This window comes from Nocardioides sp., from assembly GCF_025965415.1.
Lineage (GTDB): Bacteria > Actinomycetota > Actinomycetes > Propionibacteriales > Nocardioidaceae > Nocardioides.
On sequence record NZ_JAOPWY010000064.1, the window covers coordinates 1 to 15,246 of the forward strand.

At 71.8% G+C, this 15,246-nt stretch carries 13 protein-coding genes and 2 pseudogenes; 5 read left to right on the plus strand and 10 right to left on the minus strand.

All coding sequences use genetic code 11. From position 1 onward, the window contains the following. The 5 genes and pseudogenes from JWN97_RS07065 to ligA all read right to left on the minus strand — a co-directional run. Positions 1–708, minus strand: a pseudogene (locus JWN97_RS07065) (Asp-tRNA(Asn)/Glu-tRNA(Gln) amidotransferase GatCAB subunit B); the annotation flags it as partial. Next, positions 705–2,272, minus strand: a pseudogene (gatA, locus tag JWN97_RS07070) (Asp-tRNA(Asn)/Glu-tRNA(Gln) amidotransferase subunit GatA). The pseudogenes JWN97_RS07065 and gatA, both read right to left, overlap by 4 nt. After that, the gene (gene gatC / locus JWN97_RS07075) at positions 2,272–2,616 is read right to left on the minus strand and encodes an Asp-tRNA(Asn)/Glu-tRNA(Gln) amidotransferase subunit GatC (protein ID WP_297620535.1); all 345 of its coding nucleotides are present in this window, start codon (positions 2,614–2,616) and stop codon (positions 2,272–2,274) included. The pseudogene gatA and the gene gatC overlap by 1 nt, the downstream one beginning before the upstream one ends. Before the next feature lie 88 nt (positions 2,617–2,704). Beyond that, entirely contained in the window at positions 2,705–3,940 is a 1,236-nt protein-coding gene (locus JWN97_RS07080; RefSeq protein ID WP_297620539.1) for a calcium-binding protein, read from the minus strand. 66 nt (positions 3,941–4,006) lie between these two features. After that, positions 4,007–6,151 (minus strand): NAD-dependent DNA ligase LigA, encoded by a 2,145-nt coding sequence (ligA, locus tag JWN97_RS07085; RefSeq protein WP_297620542.1) that lies wholly within the window; start codon positions 6,149–6,151, stop codon positions 4,007–4,009. Positions 6,152–6,352: 201 nt separating this feature from the next. Between ligA and JWN97_RS07090 the strand changes: the two genes are divergently transcribed. The 3 genes from JWN97_RS07090 (at position 6,353) to JWN97_RS07100 (ending at position 9,377) form a co-directional block, all read left to right on the plus strand. Further along, positions 6,353–6,952, plus strand: a complete 600-nt coding sequence (locus JWN97_RS07090; protein WP_297620544.1) for a TetR/AcrR family transcriptional regulator — start codon at positions 6,353–6,355, stop codon at positions 6,950–6,952. A 69-nt stretch (positions 6,953–7,021) separates the two neighbouring features. Further along, the gene (locus JWN97_RS07095; RefSeq protein WP_297620547.1) at positions 7,022–8,629 is read left to right on the plus strand and encodes a DHA2 family efflux MFS transporter permease subunit; all 1,608 of its coding nucleotides are present in this window, start codon (positions 7,022–7,024) and stop codon (positions 8,627–8,629) included. 109 nt (positions 8,630–8,738) lie between these two features. Beyond that, positions 8,739–9,377, plus strand: a complete 639-nt coding sequence (locus tag JWN97_RS07100; protein WP_297620550.1) for an alpha/beta fold hydrolase — start codon at positions 8,739–8,741, stop codon at positions 9,375–9,377. A gap of 2 nt (positions 9,378–9,379) precedes the next feature. Here the strand turns inward: JWN97_RS07100 and JWN97_RS07105 are convergent, their stop codons facing one another. The 3 genes from JWN97_RS07105 to JWN97_RS07115 are packed head-to-tail and all read right to left on the minus strand — an operon-like array spanning position 9,380 to position 12,666. Further along, positions 9,380–10,360 carry a methionine synthase gene (locus tag JWN97_RS07105; RefSeq protein WP_297620553.1) on the minus strand — a complete coding sequence of 327 codons (981 nt, stop codon included), beginning with the start codon at positions 10,358–10,360 and terminating at the stop codon, positions 9,380–9,382. Positions 10,361–10,367: 7 nt separating this feature from the next. Next, positions 10,368–11,471: a tRNA 2-thiouridine(34) synthase MnmA gene (gene mnmA / locus JWN97_RS07110; RefSeq protein ID WP_297620568.1), complete on the minus strand. Its 1,104-nt coding sequence runs from the start codon at positions 11,469–11,471 to the stop codon at positions 10,368–10,370. A 13-nt stretch (positions 11,472–11,484) separates the two neighbouring features. Beyond that, on the minus strand, positions 11,485–12,666 hold the full coding sequence (locus JWN97_RS07115) for a cysteine desulfurase family protein (RefSeq protein WP_297620556.1): 1,182 nt from the start codon (positions 12,664–12,666) through the stop codon (positions 11,485–11,487). 72 nt (positions 12,667–12,738) lie between these two features. Between JWN97_RS07115 and JWN97_RS07120 the strand changes: the two genes are divergently transcribed. Next, the gene (locus JWN97_RS07120; RefSeq protein ID WP_297620559.1) at positions 12,739–13,974 is read left to right on the plus strand and encodes a hypothetical protein; all 1,236 of its coding nucleotides are present in this window, start codon (positions 12,739–12,741) and stop codon (positions 13,972–13,974) included. A gap of 1 nt (position 13,975) precedes the next feature. Here the strand turns inward: JWN97_RS07120 and JWN97_RS07125 are convergent, their stop codons facing one another. Next, complete coding sequence (locus tag JWN97_RS07125) at positions 13,976–14,632, minus strand: hypothetical protein (protein ID WP_297620562.1); 657 nt, start codon at positions 14,630–14,632, stop codon at positions 13,976–13,978. A gap of 40 nt (positions 14,633–14,672) precedes the next feature. Between JWN97_RS07125 and JWN97_RS07130 the strand changes: the two genes are divergently transcribed. Then, positions 14,673–14,996: a MazG nucleotide pyrophosphohydrolase domain-containing protein gene (locus JWN97_RS07130; RefSeq protein ID WP_297620565.1), complete on the plus strand. Its 324-nt coding sequence runs from the start codon at positions 14,673–14,675 to the stop codon at positions 14,994–14,996. Between the two features lie 109 nt (positions 14,997–15,105). Here JWN97_RS07130 and JWN97_RS21195 read toward each other — a convergent pair. Continuing rightward, a partial coding sequence (locus tag JWN97_RS21195) for an HNH endonuclease (RefSeq protein WP_363321262.1) occupies positions 15,106–15,246 on the minus strand: 141 nt, incomplete at its 5' end.

Sequence of the window (15,246 nt, forward strand, 5' to 3'; positions counted from 1 at the left end):
GGTGCCCCACTCCTCACCGGGCCGGTTGAGCGAGACGTTGACGTCGCAGCGCAGCGAGCCCTGCTCCATCTTCACGTCGCTGACGCCCAGGCCGCGCAGCACGTCGCGCAGCTCGGCCACGTAGGCCTTGGCGACCTCGGCCGGCATCGCGCCGCTGCCGGTGACCGGCTAGGTGACGATCTCGACGAGCGGGTTGCCGGCCCGGTTGTTGTCGACCAGCGAGTGGTCGGCGCCGTGGATCCGGCCGGTGGCGCCGCCGACGTGCAGCGACTTGCCGGTGTCCTCCTCCAGGTGGGCGCGCTCGATCTCGACGCGGTAGGTCTCACCGTCGCCGTCCGCGGTCGGCACAGTGACGTCCATCCAGCCGTCGAAGGCGATCGGCTCGTCGTACTGCGACGTCTGGAAGTTCTTCGGCATGTCCGGGTAGAAGTAGTTCTTCCGGGCGAAGCGGCACCACTCGGCGATGTCGCAGTTGAGTGCCAGGCCGATGCGGATCGCGGACTCGACGGCCTTGGCGTTGACCACCGGCATCGCACCGGGCAGGCCGAGGCAGGTCGGGCACACACCGGAGTTGGGCTCGCCGCCGAAGGTGGCCGGGCAGCCGCAGAACATCTTCGACGCGGTGTTGAGCTCGACGTGGACCTCGAGCCCGAGGGCCGGGTCGAACGCCGCCAGCACGTCGTCGTACGGCATCAGGGCGTCGGTCATCGCGCGACCTCCTTCTCTGCGGGCTTCTCTGCGGGCTGGGTGGCCAGGGCGGGCGCTCGGTCGAGCAGGGGTCCGCCCCACTGGTCGGTGAGCAGCCTCTCGAGGGCGGCGCCCACGCGGTAGACGCGGTCGTCGGCCAGAGCGGGGGCCAGGACCTGGAAGCCGCTCGGCAGGCCGTCCTCCTCGGCCAGCCCGTTGGGCACCGAGATGCCGGGCACGCCGGAGAGGTTGGCGGGGATCGTGGCGAGGTCGTTGAGGTACATCGCCATCGGGTCGTCGAGCTTCTCCCCCAGCTTGAACGCCGTCGTCGGGGCGGTCGGCGACACGAGCACGTCGACGCGCTCGAACGCGGCCTCGAAGTCGCGGGTGATGAGCGTGCGGATCTTCTGGGCCTGGCCGTAGTAGGCGTCGTAGTAGCCGCTCGACAGCGCGTAGGTGCCGAGGATGATGCGGCGCTTGACCTCGTCGCCGAAGCCGGCGTCGCGGGTGGCGCGCATGACGTCCTCCGCCGACGGGTTCCCCTCGGGAGTGACGCGGAGGCCGAAGCGCATCGCGTCGAACTTCGCGAGGTTGCTCGACGCCTCCGCCGGCAGGATCAGGTAGTAGGCCGCGAGCGCGTGCACGAAGGACGGGCAGGACACCTCCACGACCTCGGCGCCGGCCTCGACCAGCAGCTGGACGGACTCGTCGAAGCGCTGCATCACGCCCGGCTGCCAGCCGTCGCCCGCAAGCTCGGTGATGACGCCGACCCTGACGCCGGTCATGTCGCCGGTCGCGCCCTGGGCGGCTGCCTCCGTGAAGGAGGGCCACTCCTGCTTGATCGACGTGGAGTCGCGCAGGTCGTGCCCGCCGATGACGTCGTGCAGCATCGCCGAGTCGAGCACGGTGCGGGTGACCGGACCGGCCTGGTCGAGGCTGTTGGCCAGGGCGACGAGGCCGTAGCGCGACACCCCGCCGTACGTCGGCTTCACGCCGACGGTGCCGGTGACGGCGCCGGGCTGGCGGATCGAGCCACCGGTGTCGGTGCCGATCGCGAGCGGGGCCTGGAAGGACGCGACCGCCGCCGCAGAGCCACCGCCGGAGCCGCCGGGGATCCGGTCGAGGTCCCACGGGTTGCGGGTCGGGCCGTAGGCGGAGTGCTCGGTGGAAGAGCCCATCGCGAACTCGTCCATGTTGGTCTTGCCGAGGATGGCAGCCCGGCCACCCGGAGCCGCTGGACCACGGTGGCGTCGTAGGGCGGGACCCAGCCCTCGAGGATCTTCGAGCCGCAGGTCGTCGGGAGCCCGCGGGTGACGAGCACGTCCTTGACCGCGATCGGTACGCCGTCGAGCGGGCCGCGTGCCTCGCCGCGCGCCCGGCGGGCGTCGGAGTCGGCGGCCTGGGCCAGCGCACCCTCGCGATCGACGTGCAGGAAGGCGTGGACGCCCCGGCCGTCGGCAGCCGTGTCGACGGCGTCGATGCGGTCGAGGTGGGCCTCGGTGAGCTGGGTCGAGGTGACCCGGCCCGCGGCGAGGTCGTCGGCCATGGCGGCCGCGGTCGAGGTGAGGATCGGTGGCGTGGTCATCAGGCCTCCTCGTCCAGGATCCGCGGCACCGAGAAGCGCTGGTCCTCCACGGCCGGGGCGCCGGAGAGCGCCTCCTCGGCGGTGAGGCCGGGCACGACGACGTCCTCGCGGAACACGTTGGTCAGCGGGATCGCGTGCGAGGTGGGCGGCACGTCGTCCCCCGCGACACCGGTGATGGAGGCGACGGACTCGAGGATGACGCTGAGCTGCGGCGCCAGGTGGTCGAGCTCGGCGTCGGAGAGGTCGATGCGGGCGAGGGCGGCCAGGTGGGCCACTTCCTCGCGGGAAATTTCGACACGCCTGCTCGTTCCTCGCGGGCTGCTCAATCCAGGGATCTCGGGCATGGGGTCAATCCTAGGGACGAACCGGACGCAGCTCCGCCCGGGCCTCTTGTCGAGGCTCGGGCGGAGTGACCGACGCGGTGCCGATGCGTCAGCAGCTCGAGCGCTTCTCCGCCGCCTTGCAGGTGTCGTTGCCGCCGCGGCCGCGGGCGATGTCGAAGCCCTTGCCGCCGTCGAGCCGGTCGGGCTCGTCCGAGCCGGTCAGCAGGTCGGCGCCACCGCGGCCGTAGATCATCACGCGGTAGTCGGGGTCGGCGGTGATGACCTCCGAGTCGTTGCTGCCCTTGAAGATCGTGAGCGCGCGGGCCGGCAGGACCACGTCGCTGAAGCCGGTGATCTTGCCCTCGATCGTGAAGGGGAGGTCGCTGATCCGCGTCTTGCCGAGCTGGTCGATGCGCACGGTCGGCTTGATCGCGGGGTTGGAGTTGGGCAGCAGGCGCAGCTTGTCCTGGCCGCCGTGCCCCTTGGCCACGAAGCCCGACTCGGCCGGGATCGGGAAGGTGAGGGCGTCGACGCCTCCCCCGCCGCGGAACGACTGGTGCAGCTCGGAGGTCGAGGTGAGCGTGTCCTCGCCGGTGCCGCCGACGAAGGTGTCGGCGCCGACGGTGCCGGTGAGGGTGTCGTCCCCCGCCTCGCCGTAGATGCGGTCGTTGCCCAGCGTCCCGCTGGTGTCGGCGCCGATCGTGTCGTCGCCCCCGCGGCCGAAGATCGTGTCGTCGCCCCCGCGGGCGAAGATGTCGTCGGCTGCGTTGGTGCCCTTGATCGTGTCGCCGAGCGGCGAGCCGAAGATCCGGATGCCGCCGTTGAAGCCGGTGACGGTGTCGCTGCCCTCCGCAGCGATCGGCACCAAGAAGCTGGCCCGGAAGTCGACGACGACCGCGGCGGGGGCGTTGGCGTACGAGACGCCGTCGAGCAGCACCCGGGTGCCCTCGCCGGCGGGGCGGGGGTCGTAGCCCAGGTCGATCGCGTCGTCGCCCGCGCCGCCGGAGATCGTGTCGCCCTTCTTCACGATGCGGCCGAACTGGTCGATCTTCAGTGAGTCGGTCTCGCCGAAGATGCGGTCGTTGCCGTCACCACCGAGGATCGAGTCGGCGCCGTCCCCACCACAGATGACGTCGTTGCCGCCGATCCCGCGGATGGTGTCGTTGCCGCCTCGGGCAACGATGACGTCCCGCTTGGCGGTGCCGGTGATCTGGTTGGCCCTGTTGTTGCCGACGATCGTGGCCTTGATGCCACCGCAGGTGACCGCGGCGGCCTGGGCCGACGGCACAGCAAGGACCGGTGCGGCCAGCGCCGCCGCGGCGAGCAGGATGGTGACGAGACGCATGTGGACTCCCAAGAGATTGTCGTTCCGGTGCTCCTACCGCATCCTGCGCCCCAGAGACCCCTCGCGCTAGGTCGCCAGCCCCTCCGGACCCTTCTCCAGCAGCACGGTGAACTGGTCCTCGTCGAGGACCGGGACGCCGAGCTGCTCGGCCTTGTCGGCCTTCGACCCGGCGTTCTCGCCGACGACGACGTAGTCGGTCTTCTTCGACACCGACCCCGACGCCTTGCCGCCGCGGCTGATGATCGCCTCCTTCACCGAGTCGCGCGTGTAGGTCTGGAGCGAGCCGGTCGCGACGATCGTCAGGCCCTCCAGGGTGCGGGCGATCGACTCGTCGCGCTCGTCGGCCATCGCGACGCCCGCCGCGGCCCAGCTGTCGATGATCGCGGTGTGCCAGGCGGCGCCCTCGCCGTCGAGCCAGTCGCGCACGGACGCGGCGATCGTCGGGCCGACGCCGTCGGTGTTGGCCAGGGTCTCCTCGTCGGCCTCGCGGATCGCGGCCATCGAGCCGAACTGGGTGGCCAGCGCGCGGGCCGCGGTCGGACCGACGTGGCGGATCGACAGGGCGACCAGCACCCGCCACAGCGGCACCTCGGCCTTGCGCTGGTGGAGGTTGGCCAGCAGGCGCAGGCCGTTGGCGGAGAGCTGCGGACCCTCCTCCCCCTTCCGGGGGGCGCGGGTGAACAGCGGCACCTTCATCAGCGCCGCCTCGTCGAGGTCGAACAGGGCGCCCTCGTTGGCCACTCCCCCTTCGTTGACCAGCGCCCCCGCGTCGAGCAGCGCCACGGCCGCCTCGTAGCCCAGGCCCTCGATGTCGAAGGCCCCGCGCCCGGCGACGTGGAAGACGCGCTCGCGCACCTGCGCCGGGCACTTCTCGTGGTTGGGGCAGCGCAGGTCCTTGTCGCCCTCCTTCTGCTGGGCGAGCGGGGTGCCGCAGGCCGGACACCTCGTCGGCATCTTCCAGGGCTTCAGGCCCTTGGGTCGCAGCGCCAGCACGGGACCGAGGATCTCGGGGATCACGTCGCCGGCCTTGCGCAGGATCACGGTGTCCCCTGGGCGGACGTCCTTGCGCGACACCTCGTGGGCGTTGTGGAGGGTCGCGTTCTCGACGGTGGAGCCGGCCACCTTGGTGGGTTCCATGACGCCGTACGGCGTGACCCGGCCGGTGCGACCGACGTTGACCTCGATCGAGAGCAGGACGGTGTTGACTTCCTCGGGCGGGTACTTGAACGCGATCGCCCAGCGCGGCGCCCGGCTGGTCGAGCCCAGGCGCCGCTGCAGCGAGACGTCGTCGACCTTCACCACGAGGCCGTCGATCTCGTAGCCGACGATCGTGTGGCGGTGCTCGCCGACGTGGGCGATGAACTCCTCGACGTCCGCCAGCGTCGGCACGACCCTGACCTGCTCGGAGGTCGGCAGCCCCCAGGTGCGCAGGGCGTCGTACGCCGTGCTCTGCGACGTGGGCTCGAAGCCCTCGCGCGCGCCGATGCCGTGGCAGACCATCCCCAGGTCGCGGGTCGCCGTCACCCGGGGGTCCTTCTGCCGCAGTGAGCCCGCCGCGGCGTTGCGCGGGTTGGCGAACATCGGCTTGCCGGCCTCGACCATCGCGGCGTTGAGCCGCTCGAAGGCCTCGGACGGCAAGAACACCTCGCCGCGCACCTCGACGAGGGCAGGCACCGGGTGCTCGTCGGTGCCGGTGAGCCGGTGGGGCACGGACGCGATGGTCTTGACGTTGGGCGTGACGTCCTCGCCCGTGCGCCCGTCGCCCCGCGTCAGGGCGCGGACCAGGCGTCCCTCCTCGTAGAGCAGGTTGATCGCGAGCCCGTCGACCTTCAGCTCGCACAGCAGCGCCGGCGCCTCGATGCCCTCGCGCAGGATGCGGGCGTACCACGCGGCGAGCTCGTCGGTGGTGAAGGCGTTGTCCAGCGACTCCATGCGCTGGAGGTGGTCGACAGGCGTGAAGAGAGTTGAGAGTTTGCCAACTCGCTGCGTCGGCGAATCGACGTACTGCAGTTGAGGAAACTCTTCCTCGATCTCTTGCAGCTCGCGAAACAAGACGTCGAATTCAGCATCGGAGAGGCTCGGGGCGTTCAGAACGTAGTACTGGAAGCGAGCATCGTTGACTTGTTCGCTCAGGTAGTCATGTCGCGCTTGCGCATCGGGAAATCGTGGGTCGACTTCCTGCTCCGCGGGGGTCTCATCCGGCGTGCTCATGGACACAGTCTGCCGGTCGTCACCGACACCGGCCGCTCGCCCTCGCCGGGTCGCGGTGGGCAGCGGATCCCATCGGTCTGGACCGGATGAAACTGATTTGTTCCATCGGAATAGATCTGCCTATCCTCCCGTTGAGGAAACGAAACCGTTCCGTTTCATCGTGACGACCCTCCCCCCCAGCCTTCACCCAGAGAGAGCACCGTGACCCCGACCGAGACAGGCACCCGCCCCCGCGTGGAGGGCGAGCGCGAGCTGGAGATCTTCGAGGCGACCCTCCAGGTCCTCGACGAGGTGGGCTACGACCTGCTCACCATGGACGCCGTCGCCGCGCGGGCCAAGGCGTCCAAGGCCACGCTCTACCGCCGTTGGAAGGGCAAGCCCGAGCTCGTCGTGGCCGCGATCATGGCGCACAAGGGCGAGGCCGTCGTGCCCGACACCGGCACCCTCCGCGGCGACCTGCTCGAGGCCTACTGCGGTGCCAGCGGCGGGCTCGACGACCCGCTCGCGCAGTCCGTCCTCTCCGCGGTGGTCACCGCCATGGGCCGGGATCCGGAGTTCGCCGAGGTCTACCGGCGTGACTTCATCGGCCCCAAGATCGCCGTCTCCCGCGCCATCTACGAACGCGCGCGCACCCGCGGCGAGGTCCACCCGGACGTCGACCTCGCGGTGCTCGCCCCGTCGCTCGCCGGGATCGTGCTGCACCGCGCGTTCCTCCTCGGCGACGACGTCACCCCCGAGCTCGTCGGGCGCGTCCTCGACGAAGTCATCCTCCCCGCCGCTCTCCACGGCCCGACCGCCTGACCACGGCCCGACCGAGCGTCGGACCCCCTCGCTGCACTCGTACCCGACCCGCTCCGACGAAGGACTCCCATGACCGACCTGGCTCCCGTTGCCGACGAGGTGACTCCCGCCCAGCACAAGCGCCTGCGCTGGGCCCTCGTGCTCATCTCGCTCGCGCAGCTGATGGTGGTGCTCGACAGCACCATCGCCAACATCGCCCTTCCCTACATCGGTGCCGACCTCGACATCGACCAGGCCAACCTGCAGTGGATCGTGACGGGCTACGCCCTCACCTTCGGTGGCTTCCTCCTCCTGGGCGGGCGGTTGGCCGACCTCTACGGCCGCCGCCTGGTCTTCATGGGTGGCGTGCTGCTGTTCGCCGTCGCCTCGCTGGTCGGCGGTGCCGCCCAGAACGAGGTCATGCTGCTCGGCGCGCGGGCCTTCCAGGGCCTGGGTGCGGCGATGGCCTCCCCCGCCGCGCTCGCGCTCATCGCCACCACCTTCCCCGCCGGCAAGGAGCGCAACCGCGCCTTCGCCGTGTACGCCGCCATGGCGGGCGTCGGTGCCGCGGTCGGCCTGGTCCTCGGGGGCTGGCTCACCGGGCTCGACCACCCGCTCGGCATCGCCGGCTGGCGCTACACCTTCCTCATCGTGGTCCCGATCGGCCTCATCGCCGCCGTCTTCGCGCCGCGCTTCTTCGACGAGTCCGAGCGCCACGCCGGCGAGCTCGACGTCCCCGGTGCCATCACCGGCACCTTCGGCCTGCTCGCCATCGTGTTCGGCCTCAGCCGGGCCGGCCAGGAGGAGTACGGCTGGGGTGCCACGAGCACCATCGCCAGCCTCGTGGCGGGCGTCGCCCTGCTCGGCCTGTTCATCCTGATCGAGTCCCGCGTCGAGCACCCGCTGCTGCCCTTCCGCATCTTCCTGAGCAAGAACCGTGCCACCGCCTTCGCGGTCATGATGATCGTCCCGGCCGCGATGTTCGCGATGTTCTTCTTCCTGTCGCTCTTCATCCAGCTGGTCGTGGGCTACAGCCCGCTGCACACCGGCTTCGCGTTCCTGCCGTTCTCGGTCGCGATGATCATCTCGGCGACCACGGCCTCCAAGCTGATCAGCACCGTCGACCCGCGCTTCCTGTCCGGCATCGGCACCCTGCTCTCGGCCACGGCCCTGTTCGGCTTCAGCCGGCTCGACGTGCCCGACAGCGCCTCCGACATCCTCAGCGTCACTGCTGGCGGCGGCTACCTCGGTGACGGCGTCAACTACTGGACGCACATCCTGCCGTTCATCGTGCTGATGGCCTTCGGCATGGGGCTCAACTTCGTGCCGCTCACCCTGGTCGCGGTGCACCGCCTCCGCGCCCAGGACTCCGGCATCGGCTCCGGCGTGCTCAACACCATGCAGCAGGTCGGCGGCGCCCTGGGCCTGGCGACCCTCAGCACCGTGGCGCTGCACTACTCGACGAACCGCGCCGAGGAGATCGCTCCGCAGCTGGGAGCGGCCGCCCAGGGCCAGATGACGCCCGACCAGATCGGCCAGGTCGCCGGCATCGTCGGCTTCGCGGACGGCGCCACCAGCGCCTTCCTGGTCGGCTTCGCGATGATGATCGCCGCGTCGGTCATCGTGTGGCTGTTCCTCGACGTCAAGCACGAGGAGCTGGCCACCGAGTCCGCTCCCGAGGGCGTCGCGGTCCACTGACCCCGCCACCACCCGCACCACGCGCGAGGGAGGATCTCCGGCGACGGAGGTCCTCCCTCGTCCGGTTTCTCGTCCCATCCGTTGGCAGCCACCACTCCGAAGGAGAGTCGTGACCGACCCGCTCCTCACGAAGTACGACACTCCCGGCAGCCCCCGGGCCATGATTCTGGTGCTCCACGGCGGCAAGCCGCGCTCGCGCCAGGCGATCGACGGCCGCAGCGCCTCCTGGCGCCGCGCCCTGTGGCTCCAGCGCGACATCGCGCAGCGTGTCCTCGAGGCGGAGGTCGGCACCTGGCTGCTGCGCTACCGCGAGCGGGGCTGGAACGGCGGCACCGACCGCGCGGACGACGCCCGCTGGGCGCTCGACGAGCTGCGCGCGGCCCACGGCGACGTACCCGTCGTCCTGCTCGGCCACTCCATGGGGGCCCGGGTGGCGGTCCATGTCGCCGACGACCCATCGGTGCGCGGCGTGGTCGGTCTCGCGCCCTGGTGGTCGTCGGAGGATCCCGTCGCCACGCTGGCCGGCCGGACCCTCAGGGCCGCGCACGGTCGACGCGACCGGATCACGTCGTTCCGCGAGACGACCCGCTACGTCGAGCGCGCGCGCTCCGTCGCCGACAGCGCCGAGCTGCGCGACATGGGAGCGCTCGGTCACTACATGCTGACCGGGTCCGGCCGCTGGCACGACGTCGCCCTGGAGGCGAGCCTCGAGGTAGTCGGCGCGCAGGTCCCCCAGCCCGACCGCTGAGCTCAGAGGTTGCGCGCCACCGTCGACGCCAGGCGCAGCGCCTGTCGTGCCCAGTCACCGCCGGCTCCGGCCAGGCCGCAGGTCGGGGTCACCACCAGGTGCTCCCCCACCACCTCCTGGTCGAGCCCGAGCATGTCGAGGAGGCGCTGCACGCGCTCGGTGACGCGCGCGTCCGACGGCGTCGTGGACGGGTCGGTGGAGGGCACGACCCCGAGCGCCGTCGTACGACCGGCCTCCAGCGCCTCGGCGACGACGTCGAGGTCACCCGCGCCGAGCTGGTCGAGATCCGCGGAGAGACCCACGACCCCGGTGCCGGCGACGAGCGACCAGGGCGTCTCCGGGGCGCACGAGTGCACCCACGCCTCGGCCCCCGCGTCGGTGATCGCCGCGACCACCCACTCCAGGTGGGCGGAGGCCTCGGGCGGATCGACGCGGCGGTGCCGACCGAACCCGCTGGCGGTCGGGACCTGGGCGTTGACGACGGCGGCGAGGGCGGGCTCGTCGACCTGCACGATCCAGCGGTCCACCCCGCTCAGCCGGCGGCGCAGGTCGGCGAGGTGGACCGACACCCCCTCGGCGAGCGCCTGTGCCAGCTCCCGCCGGGCACCGTGGTCGCTCAGGACCTTGTCGCCGCGGGGCTTCTCGACCGTCGCGGCCAGCGTCCACGGTCCGGCGACCTGCGTCTTGAAGGCGCCCACGTAGCCCTGCGTCAGCTCCTCGACGACGTCGAGGTCCTGCGCGAGCAGGGAGCGCGCCCGGCGGTGGTCGACGCCGCTGGCATCGGTCAGCCGCCAGCCGGCGGGCTGCAGGTCGGCGGCGAGCCCGGCCACGACGGCGAGGCCGCGGCCGGTCATCGCGGCGGTGACCCCGCGCCCCGGCACCTCGGGCACGTGCGGCAGGTCGGGCAGCTCGCCGAGCACGAGGCGCACGGCCTCGGCGAAGTCCTCGCCCGGCAGTGACCCGACGCCGGTCGCGGTGCTCATCGAGTCGTCATCCGTGGGCGCCGACAGGGCGGGTCGACTCGATCGTGGCCGAGCCGACGACGCGCGTGCCGTCGTAGATCACGGCGGCCTGGCCGGGTGCGATGCCCTCGGCCGGCTCGAGGAGGTCGATGTCGACCCGGTCGCCGGAGACCTGCACGACCGCGCGGTGCTCGGCGCCGTGGGCACGCAACTGCACGGTGCCCTCGACGCGGTGCGGCACCGAGCCGCACCAGCGCGGCCGGATGCCGGCGATGTGGCCCACCGCCAGGCGATCGCGCGGCCCGACCGTCACGGTCCCGCTGACCGGCTCGATGTCGAGGACGAAGCGGGGCTTGCCGTCGGGCGCCGGCGTGCCGAGGCGCAGCCCCCGGCGCTGGCCGATCGTGAAGCCGTAGGTGCCGGTGTGGCTGCCGACGGTCTCACCGGTGGTCGCGTCGACGATGTCGCCTCCGTGGTTGGGGGCCCGGTCGCCGAGCTTCTCGCGCAGCCAGCCGGCGTTGTCGCCGTCGGCGACGAAGCAGATGTCGTGGGAGTCGGGCTTGTCCGCCACCAGCAGCCCGCGGGCCTCGGCCTCGCGGCGTACGGCGGGCTTGTCGGTGTCGCCCAGCGGGAACATCGAGTGCTTCAGCTGCTCCTGCGTCAGCACTCCGAGGACGTAGGACTGGTCCTTGCCGTGGTCGGCGGCGCGGTGCATCTCGATCAGCCCGTCCGCGCCCGTGCGCAGCTGCGCGTAGTGGCCGGTCGCGACGGCGTCGAAGCCCAGCGCCAGGGCGCGGTCGAGCACGGCGGCGAACTTGATCTTCTCGTTGCACCGCAGGCACGGGTTGGGCGTGCGCCCGGCGGCGTACTCGTCCATGAAGTCCTCCACGACGTCCTCGTGGAAGCGGTCGGACAGGTCCCAGACGTAGAACGGGATGCCGATCACGTCCGCGGCCCGACGGGCGTCGTTGCTGTCCTCGATGGTGCAGCAGCCGCGGGCGCCGGAGCGGTACGACGCCGGGTTGCGGCTCAGGGCCAGGTGCACGCCCGTGACCTCGTGCCCGGCCTCGACGGCACGGGCGGCGGCGACAGCCGAGTCCACTCCGCCCGACATGGCGGCGACCACCTTCATGGGAGCCACGCCATCACTGGCCCCTGGCGGCTCGCGCACGCTCGACGACCGGACCGATCGCCTCGACCAGCGCGTCGATGTCGGAGGGGACGGTCGTGTGGCCGAGCGAGAACCGCAGCGAGTGCCGGGCCTGGTCGTCGTCGCAGCCCATCGCGAGCAGCACGTGGGAGGGCTGGGGCACACCGGCCGAGCAGGCCGAGCCGGTCGAGCACTCGATCCCGCGCGCGTCGAGCAGCATCAGCATCGAGTCGCCCTCGCAGCCGGGGAAGCCGAGGTGGGCGTTGCCGGGCAGGCGACCGGGGCCCGCAGGGGCTCCGTGCAGGTGGGCGTCGGGGACGACCTCGATGACGCGGCGCACGAGGTCGTCGCGCAGCTGGGCGACGCGCACGGCGTGCTCGTGCTGGGTCTTGACCGACGACTCGACCGCGGCGGCGAGGCCGGCGATGGCCGGGACGTCGAGGGTGCCGCTGCGGATGTCGCGCTCCTGGCCGCCGCCGTGCACGAGCGCGCTCACCGACAGGTCACGGCGTACGACGAGTGCGCCGACGCCGTAGGGGCCACCGACCTTGTGGCCGGTGAAGGTCAGCGCGTCGACGCCCGACTCGGCGAAGTCCACCGGCACCTGCCCGAGCGCCTGCACGGCGTCGGTGTGCACGGGGATCCGGTGCTCGGCCGCGATGGCCACCACCTCGTCGAGCGGCTGCAGCGAGCCGACCTCGTTGTTGGCCCACATGACCGAGACGAGGGCGACGGACCCGGGGTCCCGGGCGATCGACTCCCGGAGCGCGTCGAGGTCCAGGACGCCCTCGGACGAGACCGGGAGCAGCTCGACGTCGGCGTGGTCGTACTTGCCCAGCCAGTGCAGCGGGTCGAGGACGGCGTGGTGCTCGATGGCGGTGGAGAGGATGCGGGTCCGACGCGGGTCCTGCTCGCGTCGCGCCCAGAAGATCCCCTTGAGGGCGAGGTTGTCGGACTCGGTGCCGCCCGAGGTGAAGACCACGTCGGCGGGGCGGGCCCCGATGACACCGGCGATCGTCTCGCGCGACTCCTCGACGACCCGTCGGGCCCCTCGCCCGGAGGCGTGGAGCGAGCTCGCGTTGCCGACGCCGGTGAGCTGGCGGGTCATCGCCTCGACCGCCACCGGCAGCATCGGCGTGGTCGCGGCGTGGTCGAGGTAGACGAGCGGCTTGGTCATGACCTGCCAAGCCTACGGGGCGAACCTGCGAACCCCCTCCGCGCGTCCGTCGCTTCACCTAGTCTCCCCGGCATGCGTGCGTCCCGGGCCCTGTTCGCCTGTCTCCTGCTGCTCCCGGTGCTGGCGTGCCAGGCGGAGGACGCCGCGCCCGCACCGAAGCCCGCGGAGCGCTCCACAGCCGCGCCGGGGATGGACGAGTCGCTCCGCGAGGTCGCCCTCGCGCTCGTCGAGACGCGCGAGCGTGCCCTCCGCGACGGTGACCGCGAGGCGTTCCTCGCGACAGTCGACCCGGACGAGCTCGGATTCTCGGCGACGCAGGCGCGCTGGTTCGACAACCTGGCCCTGCTGCCGGTGGGCGACGTGTCGTACGAGCTCGGCGACGAGGCCGTGATGTCACAGGTCGCCGGGGACGGCGACCTGCAGCTCCCCGTGGACTTCACGATGCGCCTGCGCGGCTTCGACAAGCGTCCGGTGACCCAGCGCATGGTGTGGACGTTCGTCCGCAGCGGCGAGGACGCGCTCCTCGCCAACGACCGCAACATCCAGATCGACGCGAAGACCGGCTGGACGCCGGCTCCGTGGGACCTGGCACACATCGACGTACGACGATCCGACGGCATCCTCGCGATCTTCGACGACGAGACGATCGACCACGCCGACTACGTGATGAGCGACCTCGCGGACGCGACGGAGCTCGTGGGCGACCACCTTCCGGACTGGTCGCGGAGGTTCGTCGCCTACGGCACGTCCGACGTCACGGCGATCGACAAGATGAGCCCGATGACGGTCGACGACACCGCCGGAGTGGCGTTTCCGGTGCTGTCGCGCGAGGGCGGACCGGTGGCCGCCTATCGGTTCGTCCTGAACCCCACGGTGGTCCGCGACGTCGTCTCGCGCGGGCTGGTGTTCCGGCACGAGCTGGTCCACGTCGCCCTGGGAACCACGGACGACCGCTCCCCCGTCTGGCTGGTGGAGGGCGCTGCCGAGTACGTCGCCCGGACGACCTTCGCGGTCGACGACCGTCGCCGCATCGCGGCCCAGCGGCTGGGCGCGACTCCCGCCATCGCGCTCGAGCCGAGCTCACGGTTCTACACCCGCGACCCGGACGTGAACTACAACCTGGCGGCGCTGGTCTGCGACTACGTCGCCACCACCCGCGGCGAGGACGTGTTGTGGGACCTCGTCCGCGCGTTCCGCACCACCCGGTTCTCCACCTGGGCCGAGGCGGAGGACGTCGTACGTCGCGAGCTCGGCCTGTCCACCCGAGAGCTGAGCGCGCAGGCACTGGCCTGGGCCAGGTCCGCCTGAGTCAGGCCAGCCGCTCCCGCCAGGGGTGGTCCGGGTAGAGGCGGTCCACGGCCTCGCGCAGCCAGTCCTGCTCGGCGGTGCCGAGCAGGGGCCACGTCACCGCGAGGTCGCGGTCGTCCTTGGGTCGGTGGAGCACAGCCTTGTAGAGCAGGGTGATCTCGGGGCGCAGGTAGCGCACCCCACCTCCGTCCACCCACGTGACGTCCTCGAGAGGGGCGACGTGGTCGGGGTCGCGCTTGCTCGTCCACAGCCCGTCACGGTCCGGCGTGATCGGGAGGTCGATGATCCACGGGTCGGCGGCGCGCCGGCGCACCCAGACCTGGCTCGCCACGTCCAGCACGTCGGGGTGCCGGTCGTTGAAGGGCCGCAGCGTGCCGCCGTGGTTGCTCCAGAGGGTCCAGCGATCACCCACGTGCTCACGGAAGGCAGTGAGGTCGCAGGCGAGCAGGGACAGGTCCACGTCCTCGTGCTCGCGCCGCCGTCCGGTGAAGGCCTCGATCGACCAGCCGCCGACGACCCACCACGGCCGGGTGAAGCCGGCCATGAAGTCCACGAGGCCGTCCGGGTCGAGCGGCGCCCAGTCGCCGTACCAGCGGAAGAACTCCTCGGCCTCCGCGACCTCCGCGGGCGTCCGGTCCAGCGGCTCCCGTGCGTCCATGCGCCGACGCTAGCGCGCTCCCGGGCCCGACAATGTCCCCATGGACTTCCAGCAGATGCACGAGCGGGCCCGCGAGATCAGGTCCCGCTACGCCGACGTCGAGGCCTCCCGCTACGGACGCTCGTGGACGACCGAGGAGATCATGCTCGGCTTCCTCGGCGACGTGGGCGACCTCGCCAAGCTGGTGCAGGGCAAGGCGGGAGTGCGACCCCGGCCCGATCTCGACGACGCGCTCGCCCACGAGCTGGCCGACTGCCTGTGGAGCGTCCTGACGCTCGCCGACGCCTACGACGTGGACCTCGAGGACGCCTTCACCAGCACCATGGACGAGCTCGAGGGCATCCTCTCCACACCGGAGGGGTGAGCGCCCCGACGGCCTTCGGGGTCGATCGGCGTTCTCGCGGCCTGGCCCCGCCCTGGTGCTGACGAGCGCCTCAGAAGCCGCAGCGAGGCACTGGGCACCGACGCCGCTCCTATCTGCGTCGGGGGAAGCGGAGGTCGCCGTTGGGGAGGAGGTCGGTGCGGTGGCTGGTGTCGTGGGCGCGGTGGTGGTGGTGCTGGCAGAGCAGGACCGCGTTGGTCAGGTCGGTTCGACCGCCGTGGTGCCAGGGGTC

Excerpts from the sequence above, each read along its gene's own strand:
- JWN97_RS07120 (WP_297620559.1), top strand. The coding sequence starts at position 12,739 with ATGCGTGCGTCCCGGGCCCTGTTCGCCTGTCTCCTGCTGCTCCCGGTG.
- JWN97_RS07095 (WP_297620547.1), top strand. The coding sequence starts at position 7,022 with ATGACCGACCTGGCTCCCGTTGCCGACGAGGTGACTCCCGCCCAGCAC.
- mnmA (WP_297620568.1), bottom strand. The coding sequence starts at position 11,471 with ATGAAGGTGGTCGCCGCCATGTCGGGCGGAGTGGACTCGGCTGTCGCC.
- ligA (WP_297620542.1), bottom strand. The coding sequence starts at position 6,151 with ATGAGCACGCCGGATGAGACCCCCGCGGAGCAGGAAGTCGACCCACGA.
- JWN97_RS07125 (WP_297620562.1), bottom strand. The coding sequence starts at position 14,632 with ATGGACGCACGGGAGCCGCTGGACCGGACGCCCGCGGAGGTCGCGGAG.
- gatC (WP_297620535.1), bottom strand. The coding sequence starts at position 2,616 with ATGCCCGAGATCCCTGGATTGAGCAGCCCGCGAGGAACGAGCAGGCGT.
- JWN97_RS07080 (WP_297620539.1), bottom strand. The coding sequence starts at position 3,940 with ATGCGTCTCGTCACCATCCTGCTCGCCGCGGCGGCGCTGGCCGCACCG.
- JWN97_RS07130 (WP_297620565.1), top strand. The coding sequence starts at position 14,673 with ATGGACTTCCAGCAGATGCACGAGCGGGCCCGCGAGATCAGGTCCCGC.
- JWN97_RS07105 (WP_297620553.1), bottom strand. The coding sequence starts at position 10,360 with ATGAGCACCGCGACCGGCGTCGGGTCACTGCCGGGCGAGGACTTCGCC.
- JWN97_RS07115 (WP_297620556.1), bottom strand. The coding sequence starts at position 12,666 with ATGACCAAGCCGCTCGTCTACCTCGACCACGCCGCGACCACGCCGATG.